Here is a 15,507-nt window from a genome sequence, read left to right on the forward strand (position 1 = left end):
GCCCCGGCGGCCGGACCCACCTCGATCAGAGGGGCTCCAGGCGCCACCACTGCGCCGGCGAGTCCGCGTCCTCGCCCTGCCGCGCCCGGCCCTGCGCGTCCACCTCCAGCGACAGCCCGCTGATACACGCGATCAGCGAGACCACGCCCGGATCGTCGAGGTGCTCCTCGACGATCCACTCCTGCGCGCCGAACGCGTTCGGCCTCCACACCTGCACCCGGGCGCCGCTCTCCGTCGACGCGTTCGCCACGTCGAGGCGGCGTTCGGCGCGCACGTTGACGATGTGTACGATCCCGCCGCCGCTGTGGACCGGCGAGACCTCCCACTCCTGCGCGGCGGCCGGACCCTCCGCCTCCGCCGGGGCGACCGCCACCCGATTCCCGCTCTCCACCCGCAGCGGCAGACCGCAGCCCACGTTGCGGATGCGGTAGATCCCCCGCGGGACGCTCACGCCGGCCCCTCAGACGTCGAAGACGGCCGGGTCGGGACCGATCCGGCGGGCCGAGCGGCCGGAGCCCAGGGCGTCCAGCGCGGCCGTGTCCTCGGCGTCGAGCTCGAAGTCGAAGACGTCCAGGTTCTCCCGGATGCGTGCCGGGGTGACCGACTTCGGAATGACGACGTGCCCGGACCCGAGGTGCCAGCGCAGCACCACCTGAGCGGCGCTGCGCCCGTGCTTCGCGGCGATCGCGGCGACCGCGGGGAGGGTCAGCAGGTCCTTGCCCTGGCCCAGCGGCGACCACGCCTCGGTGGTGATGCCCAGCCGGGCGTGCACGGCGCGCAGTTCCGGCTGCGGGAACAGCGGGTGCAGCTCGATCTGGTTCACCGCGGGGACCAGCGCGGAGGTCTCGCCGAGCCGCTCCAGGTCCGCCGGGCGGAAGTTCGACACGCCGACCGCCTTCGCACGGCCGCTCGCGGCGATCTCCTCGAAGGTCTGCCAGATGCCGAGGAAGTCGTCGCGCATCGGGCGCGGCCAGTGGATCAGGTACAGGTCGACGTACTCCAGCGCCAGCTTGTCCAGCGACTCGTCGAACGCGCGCAGCACCTCGTCCCGGCCCCAGCGCCGCGACGGCCCGTTCCACAGCTTCGTGGTGACGAACAGTTCCTCGCGCGGCAGACCGGACGCGGCGAGCGCCTTGCCGGTGCCCGTCTCGTTGCCGTAGATCGCGGCCGTGTCGACGCTGCGGTAGCCCGCCTCCAGCGCCGTGCCCACCGCCCGCTCCGCCTCGTCGTCCGGAACCTGCCAGACGCCGTAGCCGAGTTGGGGCATGAGGGTGCCGTTGTTGAGCTTGATGCCGGGGACCTGGTTCACGTCGGGTCGTTCCTCGCGATCGGGACGGGTGGGGGCGCGCCGGTCCGGGCTCCGGCGACGGTCGTGCCGGTGCACCCACGGCGCACGTCGTCGGGCGACAACCGGCCACGCCGGCGGCGTATTCCCGCCCTCAACGCTCGTACATGGCGGCGACCTCCACCGCGTAGGCGTGCTCGATCGCCCTGCGCTTCAGCTTCAACGAAGGCGTCAGCAGTCCGGCCTCCTCCGTGAACTGCCCGGCCAGCACCCGGAACGTACGGATCGCCTCCGCCTGCGAGACCAGGGTGTTCGCGGCGACCACGGCCCGCCGTACCTCCGCCGTCAAGTCCTTGTCGTGCACCAGCTCCGCCGCGGCCCGCTGCGGCAGACCGCGCATCGACAGCCAGTGCGCGACGCCCTCCACGTCCAGCGTCAGCAGCGCCGCGATGTACGGCCGGTCGTTGCCCACCAGCACGCACTGCGACACCAGCGGATGCGAACGCACGCGTTCCTCCAGGGCCGTCGGCGAGACGCTCTTGCCGTTGGAGGTCACCAGGATCTCCTTCTTGCGCCCGGTGATGGTCAGGTAGCCGTCCTCGTCCAGCCGGCCCAGGTCCCCGGTCGCCAGCCAGCCGCCGCGCAGCACCTCCTCGGTGCCGCGCGGGTCGTTCAGGTAGCCGGAGAAGACGTGGGCGCCGTGCAGCCAGACCTCCCCGTCGTCGGCGATGTGCACGGTGCCGCCCGGGATGGGAAGGCCCACCGTCCCGTATTTCGTCGCGCCCGGCGGGTTCGCGGTGGCCGCCGCGCTGGACTCCGTCAGGCCGTAGCCCTCGTACACCGTGATGCCCGCGCCGTCGAAGAACAGCCCCAGCCGGCGCGACATCGCCGACCCGCCGGACATCGCGTGCCGCACCCGGCCGCCCATCGCCTGGCGGACCTTGCCGTACACCAGTTTCTCGAACAACTGGTGTTCCACGCGCAGGCCGGCGGACGGCCCCGGACCGGTGCCGAAGGCCTTCTGCTCGCGCGCCTCCGCGTAGCGCACGGCCGTCTCCACCGCCCGGTCGAAGGCGCCGACGCGCCCCTCGGCCTCCGCCTTGCGGCGGGCCGCCGCGAACACCTTCTCGAAGACGTACGGGACCCCCAGCACGAAGGTCGGTTGGAACGCGGCCAGATCGGGCAGCAGCTCGGCCGCCGCCAGCACCGGCTGATGGCCCAGCTTGACCCGGGCGCGGACGGCGGCCACCTCCACCATCCGCCCGAAGACGTGCGCCAGCGGCAGGAAGAGCAGGGTGGACGGCTGTTCGCCCGCCCCCGCCTGGAAGACCGACTCCCAGCGGGTCACCATCGTGTCGGCCTCGAACATGAAGTTCGCGTGGGTGAGGACACAGCCCTTGGGGCGGCCGGTGGTGCCGGAGGTGTAGATGACGGTGGCGACCGCGTCCGGCGTGACCGCCCGGCGGTGCCGGTGCACCACGTCGGGAGCGACCTGGGCCCCGTCCGCGACGAGCTCCGCCACGGCGCCGGCGTCGAGCTGCCACAACCGGCGCAGGGCGGGGAGCCGCTCGATGACCGAGCCGACCGTCATGGCCTGGTCCTCGTTCTCCACCACGCAGCCCGTACACGCGGAGTCGTGGAGGATCCAGTGCACCTGCTCGGCGGAGGACGTCGGGTACACCGGTACGGGCTGGGCGCCGATGGCCCACAGCGCGAAGTCGAACAGGGTCCACTCGTACCGGGTCCGCGACATGACCGCGACCCGGTCGCCGAAGCCGACCCCCTGGGCCAGCAGCCCCTTCGCGAGCGCCAGCACCTCCTCGGCCAGTTCGCCGGAGGTGACATCGCCCCAGACGCCGTCCGTCTTACGGCCGAGCACCACCCGGTCCGGGTCCTCGCGGGCATGCTGGAACACGATGTCGGCCAGGCCGCCGGACGGCGTTCCTGCGACCACGGGTGGGACGGTGAACTCGCGCAACATCCCGCTCCTCTTCGTGCGGCGCCGCGACGCTATCCCACGGACCCGGCGGACCGGCACCCCTTGGGAAACCTCCACAAGATCCCCCCGGACCGTGCGGGGCGCGTGTGACCTGGGCGGGGGCGGCTCCGACAGGGCGGTTCGGGCCGGGCGGCTCAGGCGGGTCGGCTCAGCCGGTCGCCGCCGGCGAGGACGGCGGCGGCCAGGGCGTCCGAGGCCGGGCTCGGACGCCGCCCCTGGAGCAGCGCGAACTCCACCGGCCCCAGTTCGGGGAGCCCGCCGACCCGGACCAGACCGGGCGGGACCAGACCCCGGGTGTGCGCCATCACGCCCAGCCCCGCGCGGGCCGCCGCGACCAGCCCGCTCAGACTGCCGCTCGTACAGGCGATCCGCCAGGCCCTCCCGTCCCGCTCCAGCACCTCCAGGGCCCGCGCCCGGGTGATCCCCGGCGGCGGGAAGACGATCAGCGGAACCGGCCGCTCCGGGTCCACGCGCAGGCCCTGCGCCCCGATCCACACCATCCGGTCCCGCCACACGAGCCGGCCGCGCTCGTCCCCCGGTCCGCGCCGCTTGGCCAGCACCAGGTCCAGCCGCCCCGCGTCCAGCCGCTCGTGCAGCGTGCCCGACAGCTCGACCGACAGCTCCAGGTCCACTTCCGGGTGCTCCTGGCGGAACGTCTTGAGGATCTCCGGGAGCCGGGTCAGTACGAAGTCCTCCGACGCCCCGAAGCGCAGCCGGCCGCGCAGTCGGGTGCCGGTGAAGAAGGCCGCGGCCCGCTCGTGGGCCTCCAGGATGGTCCGGGCGAAGCCCAGGAGCGCCTCGCCGTCCTCGGTCAGCTCGACGCTGTGCGTGTCGCGCGCGAACAGGGGCCGACCGGTGGCCTCCTCCAGCCGCCGCACGTGCTGGCTGACGGTGGACTGGCGCACCCCGAGCCGGGCCGCCGCCTGGGTGAAGCTGAGCGTCTGCGCGACGGTCAGGAAGGTGCGGAGCTGGGCGGGGTCGTACATCCCGGGGCCGTTCACCACTCCAGCTTATCGCGGACCGTGATGACAGTCAGTTCGGTGTACGGGTTTCCCGATGACCGCGTGCCACGCGAGCATGGGAGCGGCCCGCCTGCCCGGCCCGCCTGTCCCGCCTGTCCCGCCGCCGGCAGGCCAGTCACACCCCTGCCCGTCCCACCCCTGCCCGTCGCACCCCTGAGAGAGCACCCCCATGCGCCGCCCCCGCCTGCCGGCCCGGTTCCCACTGGACCCCTACGTCCTGGCCCTGCTCGCCACGGTCGCCCTGGCCGCCCTGCTTCCCGCCCGGGGCCCGGCCGCGACCGCCGCCGACACGGCCCAGACCTGCGCCGTCGCCCTGCTCTTCTTCCTCTACGGCGCCCGGCTCTCCACCCACGAGACCCTGGACGGCCTGCGCCACTGGCGGCTCCACCTCACCGTGCCGGCCGCCACCTTCGCCGTGTTCCCCGTGCTGGGCCTGGCCGCCGGCGCGCTCGTCCCGGGCGTGCTGACGCCGGAGCTCTACCACGGCCTGCTCTTCCTCTGCCTGGTGCCCTCGACCGTCCAGTCCTCCATCGCCTTCACCTCGATCGCCCGGGGCAACGTGCCCGCCGCCATCTGCGCCGGCTCGTTCTCCAGCCTGGTCGGCGTCTTCCTCACGCCGCTGCTCGCCGCCGGGCTGCTGGGCGGCGCGACCGGCGGCTTCTCGACGGACTCCCTCCTGGGCGTCGTGCTCCACCTGCTCGTGCCGTTCCTCCTGGGCCAGGCCCTGCGCCCGTGGGCCGGCGGTTTCCTCGTCCGCCGCAAGAAGGTGCTCGGCTACGTCGACCGGGGCTCGATCCTGCTCGTCGTCTACGCGGCCTTCAGCGCGGGCGTGGCCGCCGGGATCTGGCACCAGGTCAGCCTCCCGCGCCTCGGGGCGCTGTTCGGGGTGGAGGCCGTACTCCTCGCCCTGATGCTGTCGGTCACCTGGTACGGGGCCGCGCGCCTCGGCTTCGGCCGCGAGGACCGCATCGCCATCCAGTTCGCCGGATCGAAGAAGAGCCTCGCCGCCGGACTGCCCATGGCCGGCGTGCTGTTCGGCCCGCAGGCCGCACTGGCGGCGCTGCCGTTGATGCTGTTCCACCAGATGCAGCTGATGGTCTGCGCGGTACTGGCCCGCCGCCGTGCCCGCGACCCGCTTGCCGGCGCCCCCGTTTCCGGCGCCCCCCTTTCCGTCGCCGGCACCGAACTGCCCGCCGACCGTGTGGCGGACGTCTCCCGAACGCTCCAACACCCCACCGCGCGGGCCCGGTAACGTGCGTCGGTGACCTGGATACGCCCGCTCTCCGCCCATGCCGAACGCCCGTGCACCCTGGTGGTCTGCCGAGGCTGCTGTTGCGGGGACCCCCGCAAGAACCCCGGCACCGACCACGCCGGCCAACTGGCCCGGCTCCGGGAGGCCGCCGCCGCTTCAGGGGGGCGCCTGGCGGTCCGTACGAGCGACTGCCTCGGCCCCTGCGCCCAGGCCAACGTGATCGTGGTCCAGCCGACGAGCGAGGCCCGGCGCCGGGGTGCCAAGGCGGCCTGGTTCGGTTGGGCCCTCGACGACACCGCGACCGACGAGATCATCGCCTGGGCCGAGTCCGGCGGCCCGGGCGCGAGCCCGCTGCCCGCGACCCTGGACCTGCACCGCATCGACCCCCCGGCCCCCGACCCGAAGCCGGCCGCCCGCGGAACCCGCCGGGGGCGCTCCAAGCGGTGACCGCCGGCCTCAGAGCGTCACCCGCTCCTCGCCCGCGTAGATGTTCATGTCCTGCCCGCGCAGGAAGCCCACCAGGGTCAACCCCGACTCCAGCGCGAGGTCGACCGCCAGGGAGGACGGGGCCGAGACCGCGGCCAGCACGGGTATCCCGGCCATCACCGCCTTCTGCGCCAGCTCGAAGGAGGCCCGACCCGACACGAGCAGCACGGCCCCGCCCAGCGGGAGCCGCCCGTCCTGGAGCGCCCGGCCGACGATCTTGTCCACCGCGTTGTGCCGGCCCACGTCCTCCCGTACGTCCAGCAGCTCGCCCCGCGCCGAGAACAAGGCCGCCGCGTGCAGACCGCCGGTCCGGTCGAAGACCTTCTGCGCCGCGCGCAGCCGGTCCGGCAGTTCCCCGAGGACCGCCGCGCCCACCCGCACCGGGTCCGCCGCGAGCCCGGGGAAGCGGGTCGCCGTCCGGACCGCGTCCAGGCTGGCCTTCCCGCACAGGCCGCAGGAGGAGGTGGTGTAGACGTTCCGCTCAAGCGAGATGTCGGGCAGTGCCACTCCGGCCGCGAGGCGCACGTTCACCACGTTGTAGGTGTTCGTCCCCTCGTCCGTCGCCCCCTCGCAGTAGGTGACGGCCTGCACGTCCGAGGCGTGCGCGAGCACGCCCTCGCTGACCAGGAAGCCCACCGCGAGCGCGAAGTCGTCGCCCGGCGTGCGCATCGTGATCGCCAGCGGCTTGCCGTTCAGCCGGATCTCCAGCGGCTCCTCGGCCACGAGCGTGTCCGGCCGGGTCCCGGCCACACCGCCACGGATCCGGACGACGCGACGGCGTTCGGTGACCCGTCCCATGTGATCAGTCCACCGTTCTGTCGCTGCTACCGCTCTGACGTGCGTACGGGTCGTCCCGTACCTGCCGGGCCCATTCTCCCGGATGCGCCGTTCCGGATGCCCCCGGCAGGAAGATCCTCTGAATTCTCCAAATTACGGGCCCTTAATCCTGTCGGGTCACACGCACCCGTACCCGCCGGTAGCAGGCAAAGCTGGGTGAACCTGACAGTCGTACGAGAGGGATCGCGCCCATGACCGGTTCACGTGTGGTGGCGCTGGGGCACTACCAGCCCGCGAAAGTGCTCACCAACGAGGACCTCGAGGCGATGGTCGACACCAACGACGCGTGGATCCGCTCGCGGGTCGGCATCAGGACCCGCCACATCGCGGGCCCCGAGGAGCCGGTCGACGAGCTGGCCTACCAGGCCGCCGGCAAGGCCCTCGCGAACGCCGGGCTGCTCCCCGGCGACATCGACCTCGTCCTGGTGGCCACTTCCACCGCGATCGACCGCTCGCCCAACATGGCGGCCCGCGTCGCCGCCAAGCTGGGCATGAGCAGCGGGCCCGCCGTCATGGACATCAACGTCGTCTGCTCGGGCTTCACGCACGCCCTGGCCACCGCCGACCACGCGATCCGGGCGGGCGCCGCCACCCGCGCCCTGGTCATCGGCGCCGACAAGATGACCGAGATCACCGACTGGACGGACCGCACCACCTGTGTGCTGACCGGCGACGGCGCGGGCGCGGCCGTCGTCGAGGCGTGCGCGGAGCCCCGCATCGGCCCCGTGCTGTGGGGCTCGGTGCCGGAGATGGGCCACGCGGTCCGGATCGAGGGCACGCCCCCGGTCTTCGCCCAGGAGGGCCAGTCCGTCTACCGCTGGACCACCAGCCGGCTGCCACCCCTGGCCCGCAAGGTCTGCGAGAAGGCCGGCATCACCCCCGAGGAACTGGCCGGCGTCGTCCTGCACCAGGCCAACCTGCGGATCATCGAGCCGCTCGCCGCGAAGATCGGCGCGGTCAACGCGGTCGTCGCCCGGGACGTCGTGGACTCCGGCAACACGTCCGCCGCGAGCATTCCGATGGCCCTGTCGAAACTGGTCGAGCGCGGCGAGATCCCCTCGGGCGCCCCGGTCCTGCTGTTCGGCTTCGGCGGCAACCTCTCGTACGCGGGACAGGTCATCCACTGCCCCTGACCCGCCGGCCGGGCCATGCCCGCAGGTCAGCGCGGTGCGCCGGCAGCCCCCCGGACCGAATACCTGGTCGGAACCACCTCGATCCCCTGCTATTGTTGTCCATGTCGCCGCGGGAAACCGGGGCCGACCACCTGGTCCGGGTGGCGGAATGGCAGACGCGCTAGCTTGAGGTGCTAGTGCCCTTTATCGGGCGTGGGGGTTCAAGTCCCCCCTCGGACACCAGCAAAGAACCCCACTCCGGTGGGGTTCTTTCGCGTTTGCGCCCCCTGCGTCCGCTCCCCCCAGGCGACGCCCGGTGCGGCATCATGGCCGGGAACGGGTCTAGTGGGAGAACGTGTCGCAGGGCGAGCCACGCAACAGTGCTGTGATCGGCGTTCGTTACCGCCTGGAGAAGCGGCTGGGCCGGGGTGGGATGGGCACCGTATGGCGCGCCGAGGACGAGCTGCTCGGGCGGGCCGTCGCCGTCAAGGAACTCCACCTCGACGGTGACCGTGAGACCAACGGAGCCCTGCGCGAGGCCCGGACCGTCGCACAGGTCAGGCATCCGCACGTCGTCGTGGTCCATGACGTCGTGAACCACGAGGGCAGTGCGCACATCGTGATGGAGCTCATCGACGACGGTTCGCTCGCCGAGCGGCTCTCCGCCGACGGGCCGCTGAGCGTCGAGGAGACGGCGCGGACCGGCCTCGCGCTGCTCGGCGCGCTGGCCGCGGCGCACGCGCGCGGGGTGCTGCACCGCGACGTCAAACCGGCGAACGTCCTGATGGAGGCCGGGACGGGGCGGGTGGTGCTCACCGACTTCGGCATCGCCCACCTCGCCGGGGTCACCACGATCAGCGAGACCGGCGCGTTCGTCGGCTCGCCCGAGTACACCTCGCCCGAGCGGATGCAGGGCGCGGCGGCCGGTCCGGCCTCCGACCTGTGGTCGCTCGGCGTGCTGTTGTGCGCCGCGCTGACCGGGAAGTCGCCCTTCCACCGCGATTCGCTCGGCGGGGTCCTGCACGCCGTCGTCCACGACGAGATCGAACCGCCGGCGCAGGCGGGCCCGCTGCGTCCGGTCATCCGCGGGCTCTTGGAACGGGACCCCGAGCGCCGGCTGGGCGCGGCCGAGGCCGAACGGCTGCTGTCGGCGTACGTGGCCACGGGGCGGATCCCGCTGCCCGACCCGGCCGGCCCCGAGCCCGTCGACGCGGTGCCGGCCACGGTCCCCGCGACCGCCCCCCTGCCGGTTACCGCCCCCGCCTCCGCTCCCTTGCCCGCGACCGCCGCCGTGGTCCGGTCGCGAGCGGGCGGGCCGGGGCTGCGGGCCGCCCTGGTGGCCGCCCTCGTCGCCGTGGCGGTGGTGGCCACTTTGGCCGTGACCTCGCTGCTCCGGGGCGGTTCGCAGGCCCCGGGCGCCGGCACGGCGCTCTCGCCCACCCCCGTGACCACCGCCGCCGCGTCCCCGCACGCCCCGACCCCCTCGGCGCCGGCCACGTCGTCGTCCTCCCGGCCCGCCGCCGCGACCGCCAAGCGGGCACCCGCCGGCTACGTCACCATGGCCGACCCGGAAGGGTTCGGCATGGCCGTCCCCCAGGGCTACCAGCGCGGTACCGACTCCGAGCGGGTCTTCTACGTCTCCCCGGACGGTGCGTTCCGCATCGGCGTCAAGACGAAGCCGGCGGTCTCCGGCGGTCCGCTCGCCGTCATGCGGTCCTCCGACGCGGGCGGCGCCGACACCAACCCGGGCTACCGCGACGCCTCGGTCGTCGCCACCACCCACAACGGACTGCCCGCCGCCTTCTGGGAGTTCACCTGGAACGGCTTCACCCCGGCCGAGGGCGCCCGGCACACCTTCGACCTGTGCTGGGACGAGAACGGCCGCATGTACGACGTCTGGGTCTCCGCGCCCGTCGGCCGGGCGGCCGAGGCGCGCGGCCACTTCGACGCCGCCCTGGACTCCTTCACCCCGGGCGGCTGACGCCTCAGTCCCAGGCCCGCAGCACCACCAGCCCGCCGGGCGTGGACAGGCTCCCCGGGCCGAGCGGGCCGAAGGTGCGCGGCAGGGCCAGGCGTGGCGGTCCGCCGTCGACGGCGGCGTCGAAGAGGTACGCTGCCGCCGAGGCGGAGTCGCTGACCAGGTGCGGGCCGCCGGGGGCGGAAGCGGTCGCCGCACCGGTCAGCGGCGTACGGAACATGTTCCGCAGCTGGCGCAGGACCTCCGGGGTGATGCCCGCCGCACCCGCCGGCTGTGGCACAGGACCGCCCACCGGCTCCGCCGGGGACCCGGTGTCCGGGACGTGCGGCGCATCAGCGACGTCGGGCGGGATCGCCCCGGTCAGGAGCAGTGCGAGGAGCACCGGGACGGCCTTGCGGCGCAGCGCCCCGGTGGCCTGCCGCAGCCGGTGCGCGTGGGTGGCGGGGAGCGAGAGGGCGAGGCTTCCCGCGGCGTCGCCCGCCGCGATCGGGACGGCGGCGCAGACGACCCCCGGTGAGTACTCGCGCAGGTCGAAGACGGGTGCGCCCGGAGCCATCGCGTCCAGGACGTCGAACAGGACCCGGCTGTCGGTGATGGTCTGCCGGGTGAGCCGCGCCGGGCGGTGCCGGGCCACGTGATCGGCCCGGGTGTCGTGGTCGAGCTGGGTCAGCAGACACTTGCCGACGGCGCTGGCGTGCGCGGCGGCCCGGAAGTCCACCCACTCCCGCACCGGCGGGGCCCCGGGCCCGTCCGCCATCTGGGTGATCCGGACCTCGCCGTCCGCGTACCGGCTGAGGTAGACGGCGGCGCCCGCGCTGTCCCGCGCCAGCGCCAGGGTCCGCTGCAACTGCTCGGCCAGACCGGTACGGCCGGGTGCGGCGAGCCGGTCGAGGGCCGGCCCCCGGCCGTAGACCCCCGCGCCCGCACGGTACGCGTACTCCTCCTCGCACAGCATCGACAGGAGCGGACGCAGCTCCGCCTCCGCCAGCCCCGCCTCCCGCGCGAGCCGGCCCGCCCGGACGCCCAGCGGGTGCCGTTCGAGGACCCGTACGACGGCCAGGGCGCGGCGGGCCTCCGCCAGCGCTTCCCCCGGACCGGCGCCGGAGCCGCCGCCCCGGGCCGCGGCCGTCAGCGACGGGTGGCGCAGCGGGCCGGCGCCCAACCGGGTGGGCTCCGCCGGTACCGCCGGGGGCCGGAAGGCGGCGATCACCGAGGCCAGCCCCGGCTTGGGCAGCGGCACCGGGCCCAGGTCGGGGTCGTCGAGCTGGCCGACGTAGCGCAGGACGGCCGCCTGCGCGCACAGCCGTACCTCCCGCAGGTCCCGGCGGCCGCCCGGGCGGAACCCGCGGCGGCCCAGTTCGACCGCCCAGACCCGGGCGTCGTGGTGCTCACCGCGCCGCGAGTGGTCGAGGAAGAGGCAGTAGGCGGCCGGCGCGGTCCGCGCCCGGCCCGAGCCGGCGGCGAACTGCCACCAGAAGCGGGCGCCTTCGCGCATCCCGGCCAGGTGCAGCAGACAGCCGAAGACCACGGCCCCGACGAGGTCGGTGTGGCCGCGGTCGGTGAAGGAGCGCAATCGTGCCTCGGCCTTCGGTTCGCACACGACGGCGAGGCAGACGGCCTTGAGGTCGCGCCGGGCCCGTTCGGCGTCGAGCGGCATGTCCCGCGCCGGATCGCTCCAGCCGTAGCCGGAGCGGCGCCGGGTGCGACCGTGGGCGTGGCCCAGGCCGGTGCGCGGGAGGCGCAGCAGCCGGGCCTCCGCCGCCCCGAGGTCGTAGTGCGGGTAGCGGTCGCGCACGCTCGCCCGGTCCAGGAACTCGGTCAGCGAGCGGGGGGTGCCGTCGCAGTCCCGGCCCTCTCGGGGCCTCATGATTCGGCGGACGCGTCGAGCAGGCGGGCGAGCCGACGATGGGCCTGCCCGAGCTGCGAACGGACCGTGGCCTCGTCGACGCCCATCACGGCGGCGGCCTCGCCGGGGCTGCACTGGAGCCCGTAGCGCAGCAGCACCGCGTCCCGCTGCCGCTCGGCGAGCCGGGAGACGGCCGAGTAGAAGCGGATGGTGTCGGTCAGGACCTCGTACTGGTCGGTGTGGACCTCCTTGAGGGCCGCCTCGAAGGCGCTGATGTCCATCGGCTGCGGGCAGGGGGTGCGGCGGTGCTGGCGGTCGACGATCCGTTGCTTGAGGACGGTCCAGGCGTAGGCGTCGAGGCGGTCCATGTGAAGCATCCGGAGCCACTCGTTCATGATCGCGTCGAAGGTGGCGTCCACCGCGTCCTCGGCGGCCGCGTCGGAGCCGAGCTGAAGATACGCGAAACGCATGTACGCGGGCCGCCGATTGGCGTGGAAAGCCCAATAGGAAAGACGTGCGGGCGGATTCCACTGGCTCATGGGAGTCGGCCGCCGTCGCCGGCTCGGCAGTCCCACGGCACCGCCGGACTCCTCCGGTCCGCCATCGCTCACCGCTCCACCTCGTCCCCTGATCCGCCGGATGCCCTGCGAGAACCTCGTCGTCGAGCCGTGCCCTCGTCCACCGCGACCTCGCGCACCGGGCATCCGTCTGCCCGGCGTTCTCGCCGTCAGCCTGTCAGCGCGGGCGCATTCGAAGGGCGCAGAGAGGAAACCTGGAAGCAAAGCGTTCGGTGACGATCGGCTGGTGATCTCCTTCGATCGGGTGACGGCTCAACCAGCGCATACGCATATGCCCCCCGGCAGGCCCTCCCACCCGGCAATACGGCGCCGCCGCGATGGGACCGGCCCCCGCTCCGCACCGCGTCCACGCTCCGGTCACGCGTCGGGTCCCCGCCGTCGCGCCTGTAGCATGACCCGAGCGCGAGGGCCGTGACGGAGAGGTCACTGCCCTCGCTTTTGCGTATGTCCACCCGCGGAAAACGCGGCGCCGGGCCTTTCGACGGTTCGATACGATGAACAGCATCACAATCCGTCACGGCCCGTTGTCACCGCACGTACCGCACAGATGAAATGGAGCATCCGAGGATGGCTCGACACCTGATCACCAGCGCGCTTCCCTATATCAACGGGATCAAGCACCTGGGCAACATGGTCGGGTCGATGCTTCCGGCGGATGTGTACTCCCGGTACCTCCGCCAGCGCGGCCACGACGTCCTCTACATCTGCGCCACCGACGAGCACGGCACGCCGGCCGAACTCGCCGCGAAGGCGGCCGGTCTCTCGGTCGCCGAGTTCTGCGCGCAGGCGCACGACGCCCAGAAGGCGGTCTACGACGGCTTCCAGCTGTCCTTCGACTACTTCGGCCGCAGCTCCTCGCGGCAGAACGCCGAGATCACGCAGCACTTCGCGCGCCGCCTCCAGGAGAACGGCTTCATCGAGGAGCGCGCGATCCGCCAGGTGTACTCGCCGGTCGACGGACGCTTCCTGCCCGACCGCTACGTCGAGGGCACCTGCCCGCACTGCGGCTACGACAAGGCGCGCGGCGACCAGTGCGAGAACTGCACCCGGGTCCTGGACCCCACGGACCTGATCGAGCCGCGCTCGGCGATCTCCGGCTCCACGGACCTGGAGGTCCGCGAGACCAAGCACCTCTTCCTCCTCCAGTCCAAGCTCCAGCACGAGGTCGAGAGCTGGGTCGCGGAGCACGAGGAGGAGTGGCCGCAGCTGGCCTCCTCCATCGCCCGCAAGTGGCTGACCGAGGGCCTGCACGACCGCGCGATCACCCGTGACCTGGACTGGGGCGTCCCCGTCCCGGCGGACACCTGGCCCGAGCTGGCCGCCGACGGCAAGGTCTTCTACGTCTGGTTCGACGCCCCGATCGAGTACATCGCCGCGACCAAGGAGTGGGCGGACGCCGCGCAGGACACCGCCCCGGCCGACCGCGACTACAAGTCCTGGTGGTACGAGGCCGAGGACGTGCGCTACACCCAGTTTATGGCCAAGGACAACGTCCCGTTCCACACGGTGATGTTCCCCGCCACGGAGCTCGGCACCCGTGAGCCGTGGAAGAAGGTCGACTACGTCAAGGCGTTCAACTGGTTGACGTACTACGGCGGCAAGTTCTCCACCTCGCAGAAGCGCGGCGTCTTCACCGACCACGCGCTGGAGATCCTGCCGGCCGACTACTGGCGCTACTTCCTGATCGCCAACGCGCCCGAGTCCGACGACTCGTCCTTCACGTGGGAGCACTTCACCGCCACGGTCAACAAGGACCTCGGCGGCACCCTCGGCAACTTCGTCAACCGGGTACTGACCTTCTCCCGCAAGAAGTTCGGCGACGAGGTCCCGGCCGGCAGCCCCGCGGGCGAGGCGGAGGCCAGGCTCGGCGCCCAGATCGCCGAACTGCTGGCCGAGTACGAGGGCCACATGGAGTCCCTCCAGTACCGCAAGGCCGCGGCCGCCCTGCGCGCCCTGTGGTCCGCCGGCAACGCCTACCTCGACGAGAAGGCCCCCTGGCTGGAGGTCAAGACCGACCTGGAGGGCGCCGCGCTCACCCTGCGCACGGCGATGAACCTGATCCACCTCTACTCGGTGGTCTCGGAGCCCTTCATCCCCGCCTCGGCGCACGCCATGCGCTCCTCGTTCACGCTCGCCGACGACACGGCGACCTGGGTCACCCCCGAGCAAACCGCGTCCCTGGACGCGGTCCCCGCGGGCACCCCGTTCACCGTGCCGCCGGTGCTCTTCGCGAAGATCACCGAGGAGGACCTGGAGTCCTACCGCGAACGCTTCGGCGGCTCCCCGGAGGCGTAACGCCCGGGTGAGAAGGCAGGTGAAGGGGCGCGACCCACGGGGTCGCGCCCCTTCGTCGTCCCGGACGGGCGCCGTCGGCAGGGACCTCGGCCGCACGGTCACCGGCGCGGCCCTCCCGATCGGCTGAGCACCCGCCGTCGTACGTGGGCCGGTCTTGACCTTCCCGCGCGTGTCGTAGCCGGGCCGTGATCGTTTCTTCAGCAGGAACCCTCATCCCTGCTGCCGAATCCGATCGGGAGGACCAGTCGCGTGGTGACCGCTTGGCAGTACGTCGCCGGGGCCGGCCTGGTGGGCGCGCTGTGCCCGCTGCACGGTCATGTGGCGGTCGCCGATGACGGCGCGGGCCACGGCGCCCGGGTCGGCGTCTGCGTACCCGCCGGGCATCCGCGACCGCCGACCGTGTGGCTCCCGGCCGTCACCCCACCCGGCGTGCGGGCGCCGGCGCGGCCGTCGCCGCGGGTGACCGCGCCCGGGGAGCGGCCGACCGTGCACCACCCCGGGCAGGCACCCGGCCTCCCCGCCCGGGAGGAGGCGCCGGGGGAGGAGGCGCCGGGGGAGGAGGCGCAGCCGCCGCCGGTCGGGGCGGCCGCCGGGCCACGGCCGGAGGCGGCTGCGGCCAAGGCTTCCGCTCCGCCCCCGCGCAGGGCCGCCGCCGCGCCCGTGACCGCCTTCCACGTGCCGACGTACCATCCGTCGGCCCTGGAGCGCAGGCGCCCGAACGGCATGTCGACCATGATGCTGATGGTCGTCGTGACCACCCCGGCCGTGCTCGCCGCCGCCGCGCTGCGCCCGCGCTCCAAGAGCGCCCGCTAGCCCT

The 15,507-nt window shown here is 73.4% G+C and carries 12 protein-coding genes, 1 tRNA gene and 1 pseudogene; 7 read left to right on the forward strand and 7 right to left on the reverse strand.

Translation table 11 applies throughout. The features are described 5' to 3' along the window. Positions 1 to 25: 25 nt before the first annotated feature. The 4 genes from ACFVXJ_RS12630 to ACFVXJ_RS12645 all read right to left on the reverse strand — a co-directional run bounded on the left by ACFVXJ_RS12630 (position 26) and on the right by ACFVXJ_RS12645 (position 4,270). Positions 26 to 451 carry an RICIN domain-containing protein gene (locus ACFVXJ_RS12630; RefSeq protein ID WP_389661707.1) on the reverse strand — a complete coding sequence of 142 codons (426 nt, stop codon included), beginning with the start codon at positions 449 to 451 and terminating at the stop codon, positions 26 to 28. Positions 452 to 460: 9 nt separating this feature from the next. Beyond that, complete coding sequence (locus ACFVXJ_RS12635) at positions 461 to 1,309, reverse strand: aldo/keto reductase (RefSeq protein WP_389661708.1); 849 nt, start codon at positions 1,307 to 1,309, stop codon at positions 461 to 463. A gap of 130 nt (positions 1,310 to 1,439) precedes the next feature. Continuing rightward, entirely contained in the window at positions 1,440 to 3,263 is a 1,824-nt protein-coding gene (locus tag ACFVXJ_RS12640) for an AMP-dependent synthetase/ligase (protein WP_389661907.1), read from the reverse strand. A gap of 155 nt (positions 3,264 to 3,418) precedes the next feature. Then, entirely contained in the window at positions 3,419 to 4,270 is an 852-nt protein-coding gene (locus ACFVXJ_RS12645; RefSeq protein WP_389661908.1) for a LysR substrate-binding domain-containing protein, read from the reverse strand. 205 nt (positions 4,271 to 4,475) lie between these two features. On the opposite strand from ACFVXJ_RS12645, the gene ACFVXJ_RS12650 reads away from it, so the two are divergent. Together ACFVXJ_RS12650 and ACFVXJ_RS12655 are read left to right on the forward strand one after the other, a co-directional pair. Beyond that, a complete protein-coding gene (locus tag ACFVXJ_RS12650; RefSeq protein WP_389661709.1) occupies positions 4,476 to 5,558 on the forward strand; it encodes a bile acid:sodium symporter family protein in 1,083 nt (360 codons plus the stop codon). A 9-nt stretch (positions 5,559 to 5,567) separates the two neighbouring features. After that, positions 5,568 to 6,005: a (2Fe-2S) ferredoxin domain-containing protein gene (locus ACFVXJ_RS12655; protein ID WP_389661710.1), complete on the forward strand. Its 438-nt coding sequence runs from the start codon at positions 5,568 to 5,570 to the stop codon at positions 6,003 to 6,005. 9 nt (positions 6,006 to 6,014) lie between these two features. Here ACFVXJ_RS12655 and fdhD read toward each other — a convergent pair whose 3' ends face one another. Next, positions 6,015 to 6,842, reverse strand: a complete 828-nt coding sequence (gene fdhD, locus ACFVXJ_RS12660; protein WP_389661711.1) for a formate dehydrogenase accessory sulfurtransferase FdhD — start codon at positions 6,840 to 6,842, stop codon at positions 6,015 to 6,017. 230 nt (positions 6,843 to 7,072) lie between these two features. On the opposite strand from fdhD, the gene ACFVXJ_RS12665 reads away from it, so the two are divergent. The 3 genes from ACFVXJ_RS12665 to ACFVXJ_RS12675 all read left to right on the forward strand — a co-directional run bounded on the left by ACFVXJ_RS12665 (position 7,073) and on the right by ACFVXJ_RS12675 (position 9,974). Then, positions 7,073 to 8,014, forward strand: coding sequence for a beta-ketoacyl-ACP synthase III (locus ACFVXJ_RS12665; protein WP_389661712.1), 942 nt, complete (start codon positions 7,073 to 7,075; stop codon positions 8,012 to 8,014). A 134-nt stretch (positions 8,015 to 8,148) separates the two neighbouring features. Beyond that, positions 8,149 to 8,236 (forward strand) — tRNA-Leu (locus ACFVXJ_RS12670). Between the two features lie 142 nt (positions 8,237 to 8,378). Further along, positions 8,379 to 9,974, forward strand: a complete 1,596-nt coding sequence (locus ACFVXJ_RS12675) for a protein kinase (protein ID WP_389661713.1) — start codon at positions 8,379 to 8,381, stop codon at positions 9,972 to 9,974. Positions 9,975 to 10,332: 358 nt separating this feature from the next. Here ACFVXJ_RS12675 and ACFVXJ_RS12680 read toward each other — a convergent pair. After that, a pseudogene (locus ACFVXJ_RS12680) lies at positions 10,333 to 11,052 on the reverse strand (IclR family transcriptional regulator C-terminal domain-containing protein); the annotation flags it as partial. Positions 11,053 to 11,834: 782 nt separating this feature from the next. Further along, positions 11,835 to 12,287, reverse strand: coding sequence for an RNA polymerase sigma factor (locus ACFVXJ_RS12685; RefSeq protein WP_389661714.1), 453 nt, complete (start codon positions 12,285 to 12,287; stop codon positions 11,835 to 11,837). A gap of 675 nt (positions 12,288 to 12,962) precedes the next feature. Here ACFVXJ_RS12685 and metG point away from each other — a divergent pair. Continuing rightward, positions 12,963 to 14,690, forward strand: coding sequence for a methionine--tRNA ligase (gene metG, locus ACFVXJ_RS12690; RefSeq protein ID WP_389661715.1), 1,728 nt, complete (start codon positions 12,963 to 12,965; stop codon positions 14,688 to 14,690). A gap of 249 nt (positions 14,691 to 14,939) precedes the next feature. After that, positions 14,940 to 15,503, forward strand: coding sequence for a hypothetical protein (locus ACFVXJ_RS12695; protein WP_389661716.1), 564 nt, complete (start codon positions 14,940 to 14,942; stop codon positions 15,501 to 15,503). Positions 15,504 to 15,507: the final 4 nt, after the last annotated feature.

The organism is Streptomyces sp. NPDC058279, assembly GCF_042881255.1.
Taxonomy (GTDB): domain Bacteria; phylum Actinomycetota; class Actinomycetes; order Streptomycetales; family Streptomycetaceae; genus Streptomyces.

Coding starts and splice junctions, on each gene's coding strand:
- metG (WP_389661715.1), top strand. CDS start 12,963: ATGGCTCGACACCTGATCACCAGCGCGCTTCCCTATATCAACGGGATC.
- ACFVXJ_RS12645 (WP_389661908.1), bottom strand. CDS start 4,270: ATGTACGACCCCGCCCAGCTCCGCACCTTCCTGACCGTCGCGCAGACG.
- ACFVXJ_RS12665 (WP_389661712.1), top strand. CDS start 7,073: ATGACCGGTTCACGTGTGGTGGCGCTGGGGCACTACCAGCCCGCGAAA.
- fdhD (WP_389661711.1), bottom strand. CDS start 6,842: ATGGGACGGGTCACCGAACGCCGTCGCGTCGTCCGGATCCGTGGCGGT.
- ACFVXJ_RS12685 (WP_389661714.1), bottom strand. CDS start 12,287: ATGCGTTTCGCGTATCTTCAGCTCGGCTCCGACGCGGCCGCCGAGGAC.
- ACFVXJ_RS12650 (WP_389661709.1), top strand. CDS start 4,476: ATGCGCCGCCCCCGCCTGCCGGCCCGGTTCCCACTGGACCCCTACGTC.